18 protein-coding genes and 1 tRNA gene are annotated in these 19,589 nt (G+C 32.3%); 5 read left to right on the top strand and 14 right to left on the bottom strand.

From position 1 onward, the window contains the following. The first annotated feature begins 52 nt into the window (after positions 1-52). Complete coding sequence (locus tag FOF46_RS02000) at positions 53-1,330, top strand: UDP-N-acetylmuramoyl-tripeptide--D-alanyl-D-alanine ligase (protein WP_109435247.1); 1,278 nt, start codon at positions 53-55, stop codon at positions 1,328-1,330. Here the strand turns inward: FOF46_RS02000 and FOF46_RS01995 are convergent. The 8 genes from FOF46_RS01995 to FOF46_RS01960 form a co-directional block, all read right to left on the bottom strand. Then, positions 1,327-2,412 (bottom strand): DUF2652 domain-containing protein, encoded by a 1,086-nt coding sequence (locus tag FOF46_RS01995; protein ID WP_109435248.1) that lies wholly within the window; start codon positions 2,410-2,412, stop codon positions 1,327-1,329. The genes FOF46_RS02000 and FOF46_RS01995 overlap by 4 nt on opposite strands. Before the next feature lie 385 nt (positions 2,413-2,797). Further along, a tRNA-Val gene (locus FOF46_RS01990) sits at positions 2,798-2,872 on the bottom strand. A gap of 69 nt (positions 2,873-2,941) precedes the next feature. Then, entirely contained in the window at positions 2,942-4,159 is a 1,218-nt protein-coding gene (locus tag FOF46_RS01985; RefSeq protein ID WP_143915303.1) for a bifunctional folylpolyglutamate synthase/dihydrofolate synthase, read from the bottom strand. A gap of 8 nt (positions 4,160-4,167) precedes the next feature. Then, on the bottom strand, positions 4,168-5,061 hold the full coding sequence (locus FOF46_RS01980; protein WP_109438412.1) for an energy transducer TonB: 894 nt from the start codon (positions 5,059-5,061) through the stop codon (positions 4,168-4,170). A 4-nt stretch (positions 5,062-5,065) separates the two neighbouring features. Then, positions 5,066-5,458, bottom strand: coding sequence for an ExbD/TolR family protein (locus FOF46_RS01975; protein WP_109438411.1), 393 nt, complete (start codon positions 5,456-5,458; stop codon positions 5,066-5,068). Position 5,459: 1 nt separating this feature from the next. Further along, positions 5,460-6,146: a MotA/TolQ/ExbB proton channel family protein gene (locus FOF46_RS01970; RefSeq protein WP_109438410.1), complete on the bottom strand. Its 687-nt coding sequence runs from the start codon at positions 6,144-6,146 to the stop codon at positions 5,460-5,462. An 82-nt stretch (positions 6,147-6,228) separates the two neighbouring features. Continuing rightward, the gene (nhaB, locus tag FOF46_RS01965) at positions 6,229-7,698 is read right to left on the bottom strand and encodes a sodium/proton antiporter NhaB (RefSeq protein WP_109438409.1); all 1,470 of its coding nucleotides are present in this window, start codon (positions 7,696-7,698) and stop codon (positions 6,229-6,231) included. A 27-nt stretch (positions 7,699-7,725) separates the two neighbouring features. Then, a complete protein-coding gene (locus FOF46_RS01960; protein WP_109438408.1) occupies positions 7,726-8,952 on the bottom strand; it encodes a Glu/Leu/Phe/Val dehydrogenase dimerization domain-containing protein in 1,227 nt (408 codons plus the stop codon). A 457-nt stretch (positions 8,953-9,409) separates the two neighbouring features. On the opposite strand from FOF46_RS01960, the gene FOF46_RS01955 reads away from it, so the two are divergent. After that, the gene (locus tag FOF46_RS01955) at positions 9,410-10,552 is read left to right on the top strand and encodes an acyl-CoA dehydrogenase (protein WP_109438407.1); all 1,143 of its coding nucleotides are present in this window, start codon (positions 9,410-9,412) and stop codon (positions 10,550-10,552) included. Positions 10,553-10,643: 91 nt separating this feature from the next. Here FOF46_RS01955 and FOF46_RS01950 read toward each other — a convergent pair whose 3' ends face one another. Together FOF46_RS01950 and FOF46_RS01945 are read right to left on the bottom strand one after the other, a co-directional pair. Beyond that, entirely contained in the window at positions 10,644-10,832 is a 189-nt protein-coding gene (locus FOF46_RS01950; RefSeq protein WP_109438406.1) for a hypothetical protein, read from the bottom strand. 125 nt (positions 10,833-10,957) lie between these two features. Further along, complete coding sequence (locus FOF46_RS01945; protein WP_160114325.1) at positions 10,958-12,601, bottom strand: helix-turn-helix domain-containing protein; 1,644 nt, start codon at positions 12,599-12,601, stop codon at positions 10,958-10,960. Positions 12,602-13,006: 405 nt separating this feature from the next. Here FOF46_RS01945 and FOF46_RS01940 point away from each other — a divergent pair, with 405 nt between their 5' ends. The 3 genes from FOF46_RS01940 (at position 13,007) to FOF46_RS31315 (ending at position 14,464) form a co-directional block, all read left to right on the top strand. Further along, positions 13,007-13,186: a hypothetical protein gene (locus tag FOF46_RS01940; RefSeq protein WP_109438404.1), complete on the top strand. Its 180-nt coding sequence runs from the start codon at positions 13,007-13,009 to the stop codon at positions 13,184-13,186. Positions 13,187-13,344: 158 nt separating this feature from the next. After that, complete coding sequence (locus FOF46_RS01935) at positions 13,345-13,545, top strand: hypothetical protein (protein WP_109438403.1); 201 nt, start codon at positions 13,345-13,347, stop codon at positions 13,543-13,545. Between the two features lie 766 nt (positions 13,546-14,311). Beyond that, a complete protein-coding gene (locus FOF46_RS31315; protein WP_167571725.1) occupies positions 14,312-14,464 on the top strand; it encodes a hypothetical protein in 153 nt (50 codons plus the stop codon). Between the two features lie 296 nt (positions 14,465-14,760). On the opposite strand, the gene FOF46_RS01930 is transcribed toward FOF46_RS31315, so the two are convergent. The 4 genes from FOF46_RS01930 to FOF46_RS01915 are packed head-to-tail and all read right to left on the bottom strand — an operon-like array spanning position 14,761 to position 19,542. After that, positions 14,761-15,912, bottom strand: coding sequence for a glycerate kinase (locus FOF46_RS01930; RefSeq protein ID WP_109438402.1), 1,152 nt, complete (start codon positions 15,910-15,912; stop codon positions 14,761-14,763). 31 nt (positions 15,913-15,943) lie between these two features. Next, entirely contained in the window at positions 15,944-17,545 is a 1,602-nt protein-coding gene (locus tag FOF46_RS01925; RefSeq protein ID WP_109438401.1) for a sodium:solute symporter family protein, read from the bottom strand. Between the two features lie 52 nt (positions 17,546-17,597). Continuing rightward, positions 17,598-18,215, bottom strand: coding sequence for a GNAT family N-acetyltransferase (locus FOF46_RS01920; protein ID WP_143915302.1), 618 nt, complete (start codon positions 18,213-18,215; stop codon positions 17,598-17,600). 10 nt (positions 18,216-18,225) lie between these two features. After that, positions 18,226-19,542 carry an MGH1-like glycoside hydrolase domain-containing protein gene (locus FOF46_RS01915; protein ID WP_143915301.1) on the bottom strand — a complete coding sequence of 439 codons (1,317 nt, stop codon included), beginning with the start codon at positions 19,540-19,542 and terminating at the stop codon, positions 18,226-18,228. Positions 19,543-19,589 lie beyond the last annotated feature (47 nt).

Raw genomic sequence — 19,589 nt, 5'->3', positions numbered from 1 at the left:
ATATTAAAGCCCTGTACAATTTTGTCAGGGCTTTTTTTAATATCAATACTTAATGACTATTGCCCAAATACATCAATTGTTTCTAGAAAGCAATACCGTATGCACTGATACTCGAAAAATTAAAAAAAAAGATATCTTCTTTGCTCTAAAAGGAGAGAATTTTAACGGAAATACATATGCTGAAAAAGCATTAGAATTAGGTGCATCCTACGCTATAGTAGATGAAAAAGAGTTCAAGACTTCTGAAAAGCACATTCTAGTAAATAATGCTTTAAAAACATTACAAGAACTAGCATCTTATCATCGAAAGTATTTAGGCATTCCCATTATTGCTCTAACTGGAAGTAATGGAAAAACAACCACAAAAGAACTCATCAACAGCGTACTCTCTTCTAGCTTCAAAACGACTGCTACGATCGGCAATCTCAATAATCATATTGGAGTCCCCCTTACTCTTTTATCAATGTCTAAAGACACGCAAATAGGGATTGTAGAAATGGGAGCAAATCATCAGGGCGAAATCGAGTTCCTCTCCTCAATTACCAGCCCAGACTATGGCTACATTACTAACATAGGAAAAGCACATCTAGAAGGTTTTGGAGGTATCGACGGTGTTTTAAAAGGTAAAACCGAGCTATACACTTATTTAAAAAATAACAACAAACTTGTCTTTCTTAATTCTGACGACAAAAAACTTCAAAATGCTTCTTTAGGCATTAATACTTATACTTTTTCTACATCTTCTAAAACCGATGTTACTATTCAATTAACAGAAACTAATCCCAACGTTAAAGCCACTTACCAAAACTTAACAATAAACAGTAATTTAGTAGGTGCTTATAACTTCACCAATATTGCAGCCGCAATAACCATTGGGCGTTATTTTGAGATAGATATTCAACTCATTAAAAATGCTATCGAGTCTTATATCCCAAAAAATAATCGCTCTCAAATTCTTGAAAAAGGAAATCACACTATTATTCTGGATGCATACAATGCAAATCCTACCAGTATGGATGCTGCAATTAGTAGTTTTACCCAACTAAACCATAGTCACAAAGTTGTATTTCTTGGCGATATGTTTGAACTTGGAGAAGCAGCAGCATTAGAACATCAAAACATTGCCGATATAATCAGTAATACAAATGTTAATGAAATATACTTAATTGGAAGTAATTTTTTTCTCACTCAATGTAAAGATCCTCGAATTAAAAAATTCAAATCTTATGAGGATTTAATGAGCAATTGGAGTTTAGAAAACAAGAAAGATGCGATCCTCATCAAGGGTTCTCGAGGAATGCAACTAGAAAGAATACTTGAGCTACTTTAGCCATTAACAGCCCCGTTTTTGACAAAGTTTTCAAGATTTTTTATTGTTGTACTCATAGATTTCCTAAAAATTCTTTTCATAAAAAGCCATAACAAGAACTTATTAAGTAATGATTTAGCCTTGGGATACAGCTCAACGGTTAATAAACATGAATTTTCGGATAGAGGTCTTATAATAAAAAAATTATAAAGAGCATCAACTGGGACATCTGTTGTACGTTCTCCATACACAATTTCATTACCATTTGCTGCTTTCGTAACTGTTGTAAAGTTCAATCGTTTTCCATCAATAACGCATACATGCTCTGTTCCCAACCGGGTAACTTCTTCAGGGTTATATTCGAATTCACTCACTCCATTCACCCAATAGTGTCTATAACTATAATTAGTAATGTACTCAAACAACTGCTGTCCAGAAATACCAAACTCTGTAGTCAAAACAACACTCGGAGCACATTTAAAATCTACCACTTCAGGAATTGCAAATGGATTAAGTTTTAATTTGGCTTTATCTATCTCAGAGAACACATACCTAATTTCTTTACCATCATATACATCACTTCCTTCTACAAAATTATACAACTTGCTTTTATAATGAACCGGAAGACCTATAAACTTTGAAACCTCACTACTTAATAAAGCATAATTATCACTTGGAACAGAATTTTTAAGTAATCTATGAGCCTCAATAACCGATTGTCCAAATGGTTTGCGTTTCTCCTGTACAGTAATAAACTGCAATTCACTACAATGTACTACAATTTTCAATTGCAGATTTGGTGCAGTAGCACAAGCATTACAAGGACAAATACGATTTTTCTCCAAAAGCTTTAGGTGACTATAAAAACCAGTAAACATAGTCTCTATCTGTGCTAAAAGCTTTTCCTGTGATGGAATCTCATTTTCTTTATAAAAAAACAAAGCATCACCCTCTACCTCGGCCAGTTTTAAATCCTGAGTATTCGCATTAATAAGAACTTCTAACAGCTCAGAAATTACGTGTTGACTATGTTCTACCTCTGTATTTTGAACAAAATATGTAAAACCTGAAATATCAGGGATAAACAATAATGAATTTGCCATGCAGATATTTAATATACTCTAATTTACCTAATAGAAATGATGTGTGTTTTCCATATATCATTGTTCAAATCAATTTGTACCACAACACAATTATCACATCAAATAAGCGATACTATACAAATCTATACAATTTAAAGAGATAGATTACACTTTTAATCGTTAGTAAATACATAAATTACCTTTCTTTAAGCTTTTTTAAGCTTCATAATTCGATCCTAACACAAGTGCACACCTCTTTCATAGAATTCTGATTTATATCACCTATTTATAGCCCGAAAAATTATCTATACTTTCAAAAGGTAGTATCAGACTCTTATTTTTGATTTGGAGTTTCTTCTGGAAATGAAAAAAACCTACACAAATTGTATAGGTTTTTAATTTAAAGTGGGCGCTAAGGGATTCGAACCCCTGACCCCTTGGGTGTAAACCAAGTGCTCTGAACCAACTGAGCTAAGCGCCCGCTATCTTGCGATTGCGGATGCAAATATAAGACAGTTTTACAGTCTACCAAAAGAATTTTAAAGAAAATTTAAATTATTTCTGCAACAACAAATGTGCTTCCTCCTACATATACAACATCACGTTTTGTAGCCACCTGTAATGCAGCTTCATACGCCTCTTTTACCGTACCATACTCTTCGCCAAACAAATTATACTCTAAAGCCTTTTTCTTTAATTTTTTTGCATCCAACCCTCTTGGGATATCAGGTTTAGAAAAATAATATTGAGCTTCTTTTGGAAATAAAGACATAACACTATCTAAATCTTTATCATTAACCATTCCCAAAACGATATGAAGGCAATCGTATTTTTCTTCTAATAATTGCTCCAAAACTTTGGTTAACCCATCTTTATTATGAGCAGTATCACATATAACCTTAGGCTCTTTATGTATGATTTGCCATCTTCCTAACAATCCTGTATTGACTACAACCTTAGTAAGACCTCTTGAAATAGCAGGTTCATTAATTTTCCACCCTTGTCTTTGTAAGATCAAAATTGTTTGCAGTACGGTTCTAATATTCTCTTTCTGATAAACCCCAAGTAAATCTGAAGAATACATCTGACCATCATATTCTATTGCAAAATGTAAATCACTATTACATTTTTTAGCCTTTTCTGTAAAAACTTTTTTTGTTTCAGGTGTAGTTCTCCCAATTATTACAGGTACATTTTTTTTAATAATTCCAGCTTTCTCTCCTGCGATCTTTGTTAGCGTATTTCCTAAAAATTTAACATGATCCATTCCTATATTAGTAATGACAGAAACTTCTGGAATAATAATATTAGTAGAATCTAATCTCCCTCCAAGCCCTACTTCAATTATTGCAATATCAACCTTTGATGTTGCAAAATAAAGAAATGCCATCCCAACTGTCATTTCAAAAAAGGATAATTGATTTACCTCGAAATAGGATTTATATGTAGAAACAAAATCAACAACATACTGTTCTGGGATCTCATTACCATTAATACGAATACGTTCTCTAAAATCCTTAAGGTGCGGAGATGTATATAACCCTACTTTATATCCTGCTTCTTGTAAAACCGATGCCAACATATGACTTGAGGATCCTTTTCCGTTGGTTCCTGCAACATGAATACTCTTAAACTTGGTTTCCGGGTTTCCTAAGTATGCAGCTAATTTAATGGTATTATGAAGATCAACTTTATATGCACTAGCGCCATCACGCTGGTACATTGGCAATTGGGCAAACATCCAATCGAGAGTTTCCCTATAATTCATATGCTATATTATTCGGAAAGTTTAAACTGATAGATAATAGTTCCTACTTGTTTTGCGGGAGCTTTAGAATCATTATTAAATCGTGTAGCCAAAGCAGCTCTCTTTGCCGGCTCCATTAAGCATGAAGCACTATTCGTTGTTCCTTTCATCCCAGGAGTAGCTCGTATTACCTTACCACTTTGATTAACTTCTATTTTCACTACAACAATACCAGATTCATTACAATCCTGAACAAATTTTTCTTTGTTAAGTGCTTTCCTTCCTCCTAATCGATAATTCCCATCGCCATCCAGTCCTTTACCTGTGCCATAGTATGACTTAGCATTAGGATCTCCATCTGGACGACCTTTATCTCCAGGTGATCTATCATCACCTTCCCCTCCTTTGGCTTTACCATCACTTTTGGGGCCATTAGAAAAACTATTCAATATATCCAGAGTAGATTTATCTGGTTTTGGATCTGGTTTCTTTTCCTCTACCTTCTTAACAGGTTTTTCTTCTGTCTGATTCTTTGAAGGTTTCTGATCAGAAGGCTTAGGTTTTTTCTTAGGTTCATCCACCTTTTTTTTAGGCTTCTTTTTTGGTTTTTTTTCAATTACCGGAGCATCATCCAGATTTTGAGTAACCACCTTATCTTCGATTTGGGGTGTTTCTTCTTGTGGTTCTGGAGTAGATGAGGTTGTTTCTGGTGTGGTTTGTTTTGGCGTAGATTTGATTGGTTTATTAGGCTGAATATTACCTGATCCCGTCTCTGTAGTTCCAAAATTCACCGCAATACCACTTTCCTCCTCAGGATTTATATAACTTAAACTTAGATAAAACAATAAAAATATAATCCCAATGTGAACTATTATAGTCAGTATAAAGGATTTTCTTTTATGTTTTGTATCAAGCTTTATCATATTATTATTCAGGTCTTACCGCAAGTATTACTTTATATTTATTTCTATTCGCAATATCCATTACACCAACCGCCTTCTCTATCGGAACTCCTTCCTCGGCTCTTAAAATAATGGTAGGCTCATTGTTTCCTTGTAATCTAGATAATAATTCAGATTCTAACCTACTTTGACTTATACGTTCTTCATCAATATAGTATTGTAGTTTATTTGTAATACTAACCGATATGTTCTGCGCATTAGAACTTTTTCCTTTTGCCTTCGGTAATATTAAATCCAAAGCCTCTGGAGTAATTGCAGGTGATGTCAATAAAAAGAATACCAATAACAGAAATACAATATCTGTCATTGAAGACATGCTAAATTCTGGACTAACCTTATTTCTTCCTCTTAAATTCATACTATGCAGGTTCGTTTAACAAGTCCAAGAAATCTACAGCGTTAGCTTCCATACTATGAATCACTTTATCCGTACGTACTACCAGATGATTGTATCCAATATATGCTACAATTCCTACTACTAATCCACCTACAGTGGTTGTCATCGCAGTATAAATACCTTCAGCCAGAACCCCCATATCGGCAGTTCCTGAACTAGAAGCCAAATTATGGAATGCCAAAATCATACCAATTACTGTTCCTAAAAATCCAATCATGGGAGCTGCTCCTGCAACCGTTGCTAAAATACTTACATTTTTTTCCAGTTTATATACCTCTAGTCTACCTGCATTTTCAATAGCTTTATTTATATCCTCTAAAGAGTGACCTATTCTAGAAATTCCTTTTTCGGTTAATCTTGCTACGGGATTATTGGTTTGAGCACATAAAATTTTTGCTGCTTCAATTTTACCACTAACTACACTATCTCTAATTTTACTCATAAAACCTTCGTCATATTTTGAAGCTGCTTTAATTGCAAAGAGTCTTTCAAAATAGATATATACAGCTACAAAGAGCAATACAAAAAGAATAGAGATGATAACTACAGCACCGGTACCTCCGCTAAACAAAAGGTCCATAATAGATAATGAAGTTTCTTCTAATTCTGGGTTATTTTCTGGGGTGTTTTGGGCTAAAACACCAAGCATAGATAAATACGTCATTTTGATTTTGTTAATTTAGTGTTAGTATACTAACGTTATTTCTGTAGGTTAAGTATGTTTTTTCTCTTTACAATATATATATTATTCCCAATAAACCAATACCTCCTAGTACTATTGTATATGGAAAGGCCATTTTTACCATTTTCATATAGGACAATCCAATCAATGGAGCTAAAGAGGAAGTTAGTAAAAATAAGAACGCCGCTTGCCCATTAGGTGTTGCAACACTTGGTAAATTTGTTCCTGTATTTATTGCAATTGCTAATTTTTCAAACTGCTCCCTAGATATTGCTCCGTTATCAAAAGCCTGCTTAACTTCTCCTATATATACTGTAGCCACAAAAACATTATCACTTATCATAGATAATACTCCATTAGCCACATAAAACATGGAAGGCTGCTGTCCTGGATCTAGAGATAATGCCCAATCAATAATCGGTTTAAAGAGATGCTGATCATGAATCATTGCAACAATGACAAAGAAAACTACAATCAAACCTGTAAATGGAAGTGCTTCTTCGAATGCTTTTCCTAAATGGTGCTCTTCTGTAATCCCCATAAATGCCGTCTGCACAATAATTAATGCTAATCCAATAAACCCTACCGGAGCCAAATGTAATGCCAGACCAACAATCAAAAGCAGAGCTGATACAGCCTGTACTATTAGTCCGTATTTGGATTTATCAGATCTGTTAGCATCTTCCTTTTCTGTATAATTCTCAATAATATTTCTAGCAACCTCTGGTAATTTTGCACCAAAACCAAAGGACCCTGTAGTCTCCAGAATAACCGTTGTAATAAGCCCTGCTCCTAAAACAGGTAATGAAATTGGTGCCATTTTAAGGAAAAATTCTATAAAATCCCATCCCATTCGCTCTCCAATTAATAAATTTTGAGGCTCACCAACCAATGTACATACTCCTCCTAGCGCAGTACCTACAACACCATGCATTACCAAACTTCTTAGAAAACTTCTAAATTGCTCAAGAGTTTCACCACTTAATTCTTTTTTATCTAAAACTCCACTCTCATCATAGTCTCCAGACCCAGAATGAATCTTATGATATACTCCATAAAATCCTACTGCTACACTTATCAAAACAGCAGTAACCGTTAGAGCATCCAAAAATGCAGAAAGTACTGCTGCTAAAAACACAAACAGTAAAGAAAGTATCATTTTAGATTTTATTTTAGTAAATACTTTACTAAAAATATACATTAACAAGGGTTTCATAAAATAGATTCCCGCTACCATAAACACCAACAGTAACACAACTTCTAGATTTTGATCTACCTCATGATAAGCGTTTTTTGGTGTTGTTAGATTTAATGCTAGAATTTCTATAGCCAGTAACCCTCCTGATTGCAATGGATAACATTTAAGTGCCATCGCTAGAGTAAAAATAAATTCTCCAATAAATAGCCAAGCTGTCACGGTTGGCCCCAAAATGAAATAAGAAAATACATTAAAAATTAAAAATCCGATCATTAGAGTTTTATACCATTTCGGACTATTACCTAAAAAATACTTAAACATAGTTGTACTTGATTAATGCGATTAATACTATATCAGCTGTTTGAGAGCAATCTCAAATGCTGTTTTACTTATATTAGTTTGTGTTTGTTTATTATTGTAAGTGCTTTGAATAGCTCTTTTTATGGTTTCTGATGTATCCATGAAAATAGCTTCATCTGTCATTTGTACTTTGCGCTCCATAAAATATGCAAAAACTCTTGCCATTCCACAATTAGAGATAAAATCAGGTATCAAACTTACTCTCTCATCCGTATATTCCATGATTGGTCCAAAAAATATTTCTTTATCAGCAAAAGGAACATTGGCACCACAAGAAATCACCTCAAGACCCGAATTAATCATTTGACTTATTTGATCTTCTGTTATTAACCTTGACGCAGCACATGGAGTAAAAATTTCTGTTTTGAGCGACCATATTTTTTTATTTAATTCTTCAAAAGGAATAAGGTTTTCGCTATACAGTTTATTTCCTTTTTTATTTAAATACAGTTGTTTAATTTCTTCAAAAGAAAAACCGTTTTCATTTATTAACCCTCCGGCATGATCGATTATTCCCACAATCTTTGCTCCCATTTCTGAAAGATAATAAGCAGCTGCCGATCCTACATTTCCAAATCCCTGTACTACAGCTCTTTTCCCTTTTACTTCTCCACCATAAATATCGTAATAGTGTCGAACAGCTTCAGCAACTCCATATCCAGTAATCATATCTGCAACAGTATATTTTCTGGAAACATTAGGAGAAAACATAGTATTTTCTAATACCTTAATCACTCCTTGTCGTAGCTGTCCAATTCTATTTATTTTGTCAGCCTCAGTGGGTTGAAAATGACCATTAAAAACTCCTTCCTGAGGATGCCAAACTCCACATTCTTCTGTAATAGGTATCACTTCATGAATCTCATCAACATTAAGATCTCCTCCAGTTCCATAATAGCTTTTTAATAATGGGGACACTGCTTTGTACCATCGTTTAAGCACTCCTTTTTTACGCGGATCTTCTGGGTCAAAATTAATACCAGATTTGGCTCCACCTATTGCAGGTCCAGATACTGTAAACTTAACTTCCATTGTTTTTGCCAAAGAAAGTACTTCATTCATATCTAAACCCTTTCTCATTCTTGTTCCTCCTCCAGCTGCTCCTCCTCGTAAAGAATTTATAACCGTCCAACCTTCTGCTTCGGTTTCTGCATCTTTCCAATTAAAAATTATTTCAGGCTCTTTATTTTCGTATATTTTTAATAACTCTTTCATTCTTTTAAATTTCAATCCATTGAATACATAACTGTATGCTTTTGCAGCAACATCCTTTATAATTGTCTTTTTTTTAATAAAATAATCCCTCCATTACAGAGGTTAGAGTTGAGTCATATTATAAGGTATTACAATACATTGAAATTACAGTCAAAATGAGACTTCACAAATATAAAAAACTAAATACGTCAAAAGGATAAATAAAAATAAAATTATGCTAATAAACAACAGAATGTTTCGCTTGAGATATTATCATAGAATTTAGTAAAGCATATTCAAAAAATTTCTTAAACAACACTAATAAAAATCATTATATCAAAAAACGAAAAAAACAGCAAAACTATCATATTATCACTTATATTTGTGGGATTAATAAAATTTACGAGGTTATCTCGATTTATTTTCATCGAAAAGTAAGAATTGCGTGTTATGCGCGCACAGTAAATTATACAGAAATATGGACTTTAAATTATCCGAAGAACAGTTAATGATACGAGATGCAGCTCGTGATTTTGCCAAAACTGAATTATTACCAGGAGTAATTGAGCGTGATAACAAACAAGAATTTCCTACTCAACAAGTAAAAAGAATGGGGGAACTTGGGTTTTTAGGCATGATGGCTTCTCCAGAATATGGAGGAGGAGGAATGGATACCATCTCTTATGTTTTGGTTATGGAAGAGTTATCCAAGATAGATGCATCTTGTTCTGTTATTGTATCTGTAAATAATTCTTTAGTATGCTGGGGACTTGACACCTATGGCACTCCAGAACAAAAAGAAAAATATCTAACAAAACTTACCACAGGAGAATCTATTGGAGCTTTCTGTTTATCTGAACCCGAAGCTGGTAGTGATGCAACATCTCAAAAAACAACAGCTGTAGACAAAGGAGATCATTATATTCTTAACGGAACCAAGAACTGGATCACTAATGGAGGATCTGCAGATTACTATTTGGTCATTGCGCAAACGGATAAAGAAAAAAAACATAAAGGTATTAATGCATTTATCGTTGAAAAAGGATGGGAAGGATTTGAAATTGGCCCCAAAGAAGATAAGTTAGGGATACGTGGTAGTGACACTCACTCTCTAATTTTTAATGATGTAAAAGTTCCTAAAGAAAATCGTATTGGAGAAGATGGTTTTGGTTTTAAATTTGCAATGAAGACTTTAGCTGGAGGGCGTATAGGAATTGCAGCTCAAGCACTAGGAATTGCAGCAGGAGCGTATGAATTAGCAAAAGAATATGCTAAGGTTCGTAAAGCTTTTGGTACTGAAATTATGAATCATCAAGCAATCGCTTTCAAACTTGCAGACATGCATGTACAGATTGAAGCAGCTCGTATGCTAGTATATAAAGCAGCGATGGACAAAGATAATCACGAAAATTATGACTTATCAGGAGCTATGGCAAAACTTGTTGCATCTCAAGCTGCAATGGATGTTAGTATAGAAGCAGTACAAGTACATGGAGGTAATGGTTTTGTTAAAGAGTATCATGTAGAGCGATTAATGAGAGATGCTAAAATCACTCAGATCTATGAAGGAACCAGCGAAATCCAAAAGATCGTAATATCACGAAGCATTCTTAGAGATTAATTAGTTAAAATTCTCTAATCTAAAAGCCCAAATCACTAATCTTGATTTGGGCTTTTTGTTGTTCATTCTAGGTAGTCTAAATCATGTAATATTAATAATCATCAATTCTTTTAAAAGCAGTCCCAACACAAGGCTTAATATCAGAAACACAACCTCCTCCACTACAATCATTACCAAGTCTTGAAGCTCTTTCTAAATCATTACCCCCATTTACATATTGCATTGAGATACCCAATTTTGTAATGTTAATTTTTTTTAATCCGATTTTTCTTTTTTCCATAACATCTTTTAATTAGTAGTTAAAAATAAAAAAGAAATATTGATCAACATAGATTCAAAATTATTTAGCGGTTAAAATTTATAAATTTTAACCTGTTTTTTTTATATAAAACTATATACAGCAAACTAATCCCTATACCTTTTAACATATTCTGCAGGGTTACACCCTTTATTTTTAGAAAAGGCCTTTGCAAATGATTGAATGTTATTAAACCCTACTTCTTTTGCCATTGACTTAATTGAATATTGTCTAAACATTTTATTCTCTTCTATCTTTAAAATACAATATGCAATTCGCAAATCATTAATGTAAGTTGCAAAATTCTTTTGTTTTTCCATATTAATAACATTAGACAAATAAGTAGAATTCGTTTTTAAACTTTTTGAAACCTTAGCTAGAGTAAGATCATTTTTCAAATACCCAAGATCACTTTCAAAATCACTTAACTTCTTAAGTATCTCTTGTTTTAACTCTACAGAAAGGTCTAAACTTGTCTTTACAGATTTGGAATTCTTTTTCTCTAAAACTTCAACTCTTTTCAATTCCTTGTTCAACAAAGTTTTGTAAGCACTTTTCCTTTTCTTATAAAAATATCTGAATAAAAAACTTATCCCAACCATTACAAAAGCACTTAAGACTATCAACCTATAAGTTGAACGCTTATTATTATTAACAATTTCTCTTATCAATTGATCTTTATCCTTTATCAATTGTGGAGTATCATATTTTTTAACAATTGAGTTATTTAAACGACTCTGTTTTATAGCAGAAATACTATCATATCGTACCAATTTTTCCATTACTTTTAATTGGTTGTTTTGATCATTACTTTTTTTATAATGATCAATTAATAAAGTAAAAGCGTCTCTTATCTCTAATCTATAATTCGAATCATTGGTTACAGCATCAACTTTTTGTAAATAACTTAGTGCCCGGGGCTCTTCTTTTATCTTTAAATAGATCTTTCCTAAATATAAATAACTAATTCTTACCTGTGATTTATTAATATCGTCTTCAAATAAATTTAGCGCTTTTTGTAAACTATCAATCGCGGGGTTGTATTCATTCCTGTAGTAACTATTTATCCCAAATGCAAACAACAAATCTGAATAATAGAACTTACGATTGCTAGATAAACTAGATTTTATACCTTTTTGCAAATAAAAATATGCCGAATCATATTTTTTAAGACGATTGTAACTTTTTGACAACCCATACAATGTAGCAATATAGATCTGACTAGGCTTTTCTACTTCATCTTGTTTTTTGAAATGATTATAATTCTCCTTAAACACTAATAATGCTTCCTCCTCTTTCCCCAGAATAGTCTTTAATAAGGCAATGTTATGTTTCAACCCCATCAATTGCCAACTGTTATCATTAATTTCCGCATACTTTTTAGCTATTAAATATGCCTCTAAAGATTCATCATATCTTTCAACTCCACTTAATAAATTTCCTTTCATCATATACCCCGTGGATGGGTAATGATTATTTTCTAAGTCTTTTGTTACATTTATAATAGAATCTATATACCGTAATGATATCTCTGGTTGTTTTTCATAAATAGAAAGAAACATTTGATATCCATCAGCAATCTTTTCTCTATCCTTATTCTTTTTAGCCTTTACTATGTAAAAATTCGCTAACTCATGCTTGATTATTGAATCCTGATTTTTACTATTCCAAAAAAGAGTATTGAGTTCTTGAAGTGTCTTCTCTTTTAGTGAATCAGAAGAACTATTATAGATTTCTTTCTGTTCTTGCATAGAATACAATGTAGATATAAAGCATCCTATTATTACAAATAAACTAATAACTCTCATATGTACTCTAACCAAGGGCAAGGATTAGTTTTTAACAAAATTTTGGGTAAACATACAAAGAATATTAAAGGAAATGCAAAAAAACAAGGTTATCATGACAATTCTAAAAAGGATTAGAAGTTACAAAATGGTAAGGTAAAATTTATAAATCGATAAGGTAAAATTTATAAATGCTGACCAGATCCTCTTGAAAAAATTTCCTTTTACACATACTTTAGTATCTCAAAACTATGCAGCCAACCTGTATATTCATATCATTTTCTATAAAATGAATGTATAAAAATTTTAGTCGTAGAATCACAAACGACACTAAACATATTGTGGTATCAAATAATTAAAATATATATTATGAAAAAATCGATTTTAGATTTCGGAAAAACATTAAGCAAAAGTCAACAACAAAAAATAGTCGGCGGGGCACGTATATGTGATCATAGTATAGGAAGGTGTTATGAAGGATCCGCACCTACTAATGATCTTAACAGATTGGTATATCTTGATTCAGAAGGGGTATATCATATATTCTAAACATTAAGTTAGCATTATTTAACTTTAAATAAGCAAAGTAATTATATTAACTTATAAATTCCGGAAACAAACGGTTAATATAAATTATTGCGAAAAAAGTTCTATGTTAACTACTTATGATTAGATAATTATTCAATAACACTTTAAAATTACATTTTATGTATTTAAAAAATTTTTCTAAGTATAGAATTGACAAGAAATTATTATCAAAAATCAATGCAGGTGGGCATGGTTTAGTAATTTGTGGTAATGGAGAATCATTTAGCGCATCTGCAGAATCAGAAAGCTCAGTAGAACGAGGCGGTAGCCGCTGGTGCCGAGATAGAGGTGGTGTATCTGCTACTGTATATCTTGAATAAAATAAACTTTTGCTAAACGCTACGAAAAGATAAAATAGGGCTTGGTATTAATTGTAAGCTTCTAATAAATCGTGTTTCCAAACATCCTTCTTTCTTATTGTAGCGTTTAGCAACCAATATACATTCAATTTACTAATAGCAAATCTACAGAATTGGCTAACCCCACAAATAGTAAAGAGATAAAACACCTCACTATCCTCCATAATTTCATATACTATGGGGCTATAATATTAATTTTACAACTGGTAAATAAAGAATATAACATTACAGTTTTTTGAGCAGCTCTATGAAAACCCGAAAAACGGATAATTCTTTCTGCCTAGAGCCCATAGTTTGATGATGTTCTCCTCCTAATTGTTGTAAATCTCAAAATGACATCAGTGATATATCTTTTCAGTTTGTTCCATAATTTTAATGCACATCCAATTGCTTTTCCCTTAGCACTTTTAGGCAGAACCTCAAGAACCTGTACCTTAGACTAACTTTCAAAACTATTTAAAATTGAAGCAGCATATAATTTGCGGTAACGGTTTCTCTGTTCAGCTGAACTTTCAAGTTTCCTTGCTTTTCACTCTATAGCGTATAGCTTTTGATTTTGCCCCAATACATATCTGGCTCAGAATGCATCCCTATTCAGAGTTTTTTCAAAATCCCTTCTAGCATGTTCCATACATATCAATAAAGTAATGTTTCCTTTTGTATTAAAGTTTGCGAAAACCGAAAAGCTTAATAAAAATAGAGTAGGTATAATTCTTAAAAATTAATTATGAAAAATTTAAAGCAATTTAAAATAAACGCAAAACAACTAAAAAAAGTTTATGGAGGAGACAGGCCTAAAGTAACTGCTATTGACACATCAGGTCTTGAACGACGTATAGAGCCTGTAGGTACAGGGTTCGATACCGAACTAGTACTTTAATTAGAAAGCTAAAGATGGGTATATAAATAAATCTTATCCATTGTTTCAATTCCTCTCCTTAAATTAAATATAAAATTATTGGACTATAAGGCTTCAATTATACAAAAGACTCTTCCATTTCTTTTCGATATAGAAGTAAATGTGACTGTCTTTCTCAAAAAAGTTCTAACCGAATGCTCATATAGACTGGTCAAGTCTTTTTTCTAAAATCCTTTTTGTTCATCGTTTGTCATAATACCACATAGTAAAATCAATAATTAAAATTTAGTACAGACAGAATTTAGCTTACATGCTCTTTAACCTTCAAGTTTTTTATCCTCATTTTGGTATATCGCATTTGCAAAATTCATAACCGAAAATCTTAGGTTTTGATAACTATTCTTAATCGCTTCTTCTAAGGGAACAATATCCAAAAGAATTGAGGTCGAGAATCTTAGTCCTAATTGATGGTAATCTTTATCTGGGATATCCACAATTCCACAAAAAGCAGCTACCGGAATATTCATTTTTTTAGCACTATCAACAACTCCTTTCATTGTTTTACCTGCTAATGTTTGCCTATCTAATCTGCCTTCACCAGTAATCACCCAATCAGCATCTTTAATATGTATATCAATATCTGCCATTCTTTTAACTAACTCAATTCCAGATATTAAGTTTGCATTTAAAAATGTAATTGCTGCCGCTCCCATTCCCCCTGCCGCTCCAGATCCTTTTTCTTTTTGCACATCTTTAGAAAACTCTACTTTTAATAGGTTAGAAAAATGTCGCAACCCAAGATCCAAAAATTCTATTTCACTTTTGGAAGCCCCCTTTTGTGCTGCATATATTTTTGCTGCTCCATTTTTTCCGTATAGAGGATTATTCACATCACACGCCACTTCAAATTTTACATTTGCCAATTTTGGATGAAGATGATGTGTATTTATTTTTGTTATTGAAGACAAATTCTTTCCGACAGGAGTCACTTTATTGCCAGCACAATCTAAAAACCTATACCCTAGTGCTTCTGCCATTCCAATTCCACAATCATTAGTACTACTACCTCCGATTCCTAATATAATTCTTTCTGCTCCTTTGTCTATTGCATCTACTATTAATTCTCCTGTTCCGTAAGAAGAAGTATTCATACAATTCTGTTCTGATTCTTTTAGCAATTTTAATCCAGAAGCTTCTGCCATTTCAATATATGCTATCTTTTCTTGAGAATTAAAGAGATAGTTAGCACTTATCTTTCTAAAAAGAGGGTCGTTTATTGTACTACTGACTTTTTCGCCCTTTAGATAATATCGAATAACTTCCATTGTTCCATCTCCTCCATCTGCAAGAGGAAGCTTAATTATTTTTGCTTTTGGAATTACTTGCCGCAAACCTTCTTCAACAGCATCACAAAACTCAAAACCATCAAGAGATCCTTTAAACTTATCCGGCGCAATTACAAATTTCATTCGCTTATATCTTTTCGAGTATTAATTGTATTTAGAATAGTTTTGGTAAAAACCATGCAATAGAAATGATTAGTATAAAATATCCCAAAAGAATAAATATTTCTTTTTTTTGTTTGTAAAAAACGGTCTCCAATACATTATTATTTCTGTTTTTTAACAATAAGCTTATCGAATACCCTATAATGATTGTAACGAGACAACCGATAGCATTCCACCAAAACCAAAATATTTCGGGAACATATAACCATAAATACATATTACATAAAACACCAGTGATAATACCAATGTTAGCTCCAAATGCACTAGTCTTTTTTGTTAAGATAGCTAATACAAACGCTGCGAGGATAGGCCCATAAAATATGGAACTGATTTTATTTATGACTTCTATTACTGTCCCTTCTATATTTCCTGCAAAAAATGCAAAACCTAAACATACTATTCCCCAAAATACCGATAGCACCCTGGAATATGTTACATATCGATCCAAAGGAATATCTTTTTTGTATCTCTTAATAAAATCTTCCATTGTCACGGCGGATAAGGAATTTACGGTGGAGCTTAGCGAAGACATTGCCGCAGACATGATTGCTATAATTAGGATTCCTATAATACCATTGGGTAAATAATGGATTATAAATACTGGAACCATTAAATCAGCTTTTTTTCCTTCTAATGATGTAATATTTTCTTGATATATCGAATCCATTGCTTGTGCAAAATTTACATCCATTACTAAAAGTGTTCCCAATACTAACCCCATAATACAATACGTAAGTGTTATAGGAAATCTAAAAAGTCCATTTGCTAACAATAGTTTTTTAATTGTAGACATATTACTTGCTGATAATAATCTTTGAGACTGTGTCTGATCAGTACCATAATAGGAAGCATATAAGAAGAAACCACCTATTACCATTGGCCAGAAGCCAAATTCATCCTGTTTATCAGCATTATTAAATCCCCATTTTGAAAAATCAATTGCAGTAATTCTATCTTGATCTACGTTTGTTAAAAAATTATCTAAACCACCCAATTCGCTAATACCATAAATCAAACAAATAACAATTCCCAGAAAGAGAATGATCATTTGTATTACATCTCCCCATATTACTGCTTTCATTCCTCCCTGATATGAATATAGCAAAGTAATAACACCTATTATTAAAATGGATACCCAGAAATCAATTCCAATGGTTGCTTGCAAAATTAGAGACATCGTATATACCATTACTCCTGTAGCTACTGACCTACTAATCTGAAACACAAAACTTATCAATAATCTCGAAGAAGCATCAAATCTTCTTTCAAGAAATTCGTATACACTGATAATTCCCGATTTATACAATGGAGGGATTATCGCAATCATTAAAAAAGCCATCGCTAGAGGCACTCCAAATTCATAAGTCAACCATTGCAATCCACCTCCATCTTTCAAGCCTACAAAGGCTGGAGCCGAGATGAAACTTATTGCTGATAATTGTGTAGCCATTGTAGATAAGCTTAAAGGAAACCACCCCATGCTTTTTCCGCCTAAAAAATAATCTTGAGATGTTTTATTTTCTTTAAAAAAGTAACCTATCCCAATAAACCCTACGAGGTATAAAATGATAATGATATAATCCAAGTAATTCATATGGTTATGTATAATGTATTAACAACAGCTAAAAACAAGTATTCCTTAATAATCAGACTTTATTTAATTTATTTTTCAATTGGTATTTTACATTTTCATTCCATTCTTTTTTAAGAATACCTAAAACTATAGCATCGGTTCTTCCTTTTCCATTAAGTGATGGAAAAAAACCTCTTAATATTCCTTCTTTTTTACATCCTACACTTGTCATCGCCGCAATACTAATTTCATTCTCAACATAAGCTCCAAAGCCTATTCTTTCCAACCCTAATTTTTCAAACATAAATTCAAATAATAAATATTTGCAATGCTTATTTAATCCAGTACCTCTAAATTCTTTTCCATACCAGGTATGTCCCAGTTTAATAGTATTAAGATCTGGTATAAATTCATAGAAACGAGTACTGCCTGCATATCTATTTTTTCTTTTATCAAACACAACAAATGGATACTCTTTCTTACGTCTTCGGTTTTCAATTGCAGATTTGACATATTTGGTTAAATTCTTGATTTCGTTTCCTTTTTCAAAAAAATACATCCAAATATTCGGATCATTTGAAATTTCTAATAAGCTTTTAATATGTTCAACTTCTAGCGGAACCAATTTCACCACATCATCCTCCAAAATATACGTATCTGAAAAATTAAATCTTATTTTTTGCTTATGCATATCTATAAAATTAATCTTTTAAAAGGTCTATCAATAATGCTGCACTCCAAGAAAAATTTCTTCCTCCGTATCCACCATGCTCCATATTCTTATACATATTTTTTCTTGGATCAAAATATTCATAAAAACCAGCCTTATCAATAAGTTCTACCGAATCATTTTTAACTCTCTTAGCTAATTCATCATATCCATATTTCTTTAATCCGTAATACAACATCCAGTTTAGATTAATCCATACTGGACCTCTCCAATATTTTTTTGGATTAAATCTTTCATTTGCAGGATCAAAAGAAGCGCACAAATACTTATCCTCACCTCCAAAACGTTCTAACATTGTATTGACAAGAACTTTTGCTTTATCTATATCTGGAATCCCTGCAAACAATGGAGCAAAAGATGATGATGAAACAAATGAAATCTGTTTTTCATTTCTAAGGTCATAATGAACATATACTCCTAACTCATTATTAAAAAGCTTCTCATTAAAACTTCTTATACTTTTTCTTTGCCATATTCTTAACTGATCAATTTTGTTTGAGTGACCTCCTATTACTTCATATAAATTGATTAATGATTCATTTGATTTAATAAGCATTGCGTTAAACAATGGATCTTGAATCAAAAACGGAGAAGTTTCTGCTATTGCTTTATCATCATAGTTATGATTCTTTGCAATTTCTATAATATGTAGGTAATGATCATATTCTCTTTTTGAAGGGCGTTGAGATGGATCTACATGAGTAGTATCTCTTCTTTCAAATTCATATTCTGGAGGATTCATAGTTTTCCATATATCATCCCACATAGGTGAATTATCTGTTCCAGACTCCCAATTATGATAAATATACACTAGTCCTTCATTACGAGGATCTCTTTGCCCATAAAAATATTCATGATTTTTATATACTCTATCAATATGACTTTTAACAAAAGACAACATATCTTCTTTATCTTCCACAATTCTATGCATTTCCTCTAAAATGAAACCGGTAATCGGTGGTTGTGTCATTCCTGTAGAACGGAATTCTCTTGAAGATTGTGGATGTAATTCAGATTTATGAAAATCAGGTCCTGGAAAATAAGTGTCACTATCTGTGTGAAAAACAATATGCGGAATAAAACCATTTTCCCATTGCGCATCTAGTAATGTAGTTATTTCTTTTTTGGATTTTGCAACATCAAAATAAGCATAACCAATTGCAATAAAACCAGAATCCCATTTCCATTGGAATGGATACAACCCTTCACAAGGAATTGTAAACCCTTCTTTCTGAAAGTTATTATTCAAGACTTTTTCTGCTTCTTCAATCAAATTTCTTTTATCCATAGTATATATTCAAAAAAGCATTGATGTTATATAAAACACCACTAATG

Source organism: Aquimarina algiphila (assembly GCF_007489275.1).
Lineage (GTDB): Bacteria > Bacteroidota > Bacteroidia > Flavobacteriales > Flavobacteriaceae > Aquimarina > Aquimarina algiphila.
Note: the sequence above shows the minus strand (reverse complement) of the source record. Positions and strands in the feature narration are given on the sequence as shown.

Coding starts and splice junctions, on each gene's coding strand:
- FOF46_RS02000 (WP_109435247.1), top strand. CDS start 53: ATGACTATTGCCCAAATACATCAATTGTTTCTAGAAAGCAATACCGTA.
- FOF46_RS01995 (WP_109435248.1), bottom strand. CDS start 2,412: ATGGCAAATTCATTATTGTTTATCCCTGATATTTCAGGTTTTACATAT.
- FOF46_RS01985 (WP_143915303.1), bottom strand. CDS start 4,159: ATGAATTATAGGGAAACTCTCGATTGGATGTTTGCCCAATTGCCAATG.
- FOF46_RS01980 (WP_109438412.1), bottom strand. CDS start 5,061: ATGATAAAGCTTGATACAAAACATAAAAGAAAATCCTTTATACTGACT.
- FOF46_RS01975 (WP_109438411.1), bottom strand. CDS start 5,458: ATGAATTTAAGAGGAAGAAATAAGGTTAGTCCAGAATTTAGCATGTCT.
- FOF46_RS01970 (WP_109438410.1), bottom strand. CDS start 6,146: ATGCTTGGTGTTTTAGCCCAAAACACCCCAGAAAATAACCCAGAATTA.
- nhaB (WP_109438409.1), bottom strand. CDS start 7,698: ATGTTTAAGTATTTTTTAGGTAATAGTCCGAAATGGTATAAAACTCTA.
- FOF46_RS01960 (WP_109438408.1), bottom strand. CDS start 8,952: ATGAAAGAGTTATTAAAAATATACGAAAATAAAGAGCCTGAAATAATT.
- FOF46_RS01955 (WP_109438407.1), top strand. CDS start 9,410: ATGGACTTTAAATTATCCGAAGAACAGTTAATGATACGAGATGCAGCT.
- FOF46_RS01950 (WP_109438406.1), bottom strand. CDS start 10,832: ATGGAAAAAAGAAAAATCGGATTAAAAAAAATTAACATTACAAAATTG.
- FOF46_RS01945 (WP_160114325.1), bottom strand. CDS start 12,601: ATGCAAGAACAGAAAGAAATCTATAATAGTTCTTCTGATTCACTAAAA.
- FOF46_RS01940 (WP_109438404.1), top strand. CDS start 13,007: ATGAAAAAATCGATTTTAGATTTCGGAAAAACATTAAGCAAAAGTCAA.
- FOF46_RS01935 (WP_109438403.1), top strand. CDS start 13,345: ATGTATTTAAAAAATTTTTCTAAGTATAGAATTGACAAGAAATTATTA.
- FOF46_RS31315 (WP_167571725.1), top strand. CDS start 14,312: ATGAAAAATTTAAAGCAATTTAAAATAAACGCAAAACAACTAAAAAAA.
- FOF46_RS01930 (WP_109438402.1), bottom strand. CDS start 15,912: ATGAAATTTGTAATTGCGCCGGATAAGTTTAAAGGATCTCTTGATGGT.
- FOF46_RS01925 (WP_109438401.1), bottom strand. CDS start 17,545: ATGAATTACTTGGATTATATCATTATCATTTTATACCTCGTAGGGTTT.
- FOF46_RS01920 (WP_143915302.1), bottom strand. CDS start 18,215: ATGCATAAGCAAAAAATAAGATTTAATTTTTCAGATACGTATATTTTG.
- FOF46_RS01915 (WP_143915301.1), bottom strand. CDS start 19,542: ATGGATAAAAGAAATTTGATTGAAGAAGCAGAAAAAGTCTTGAATAAT.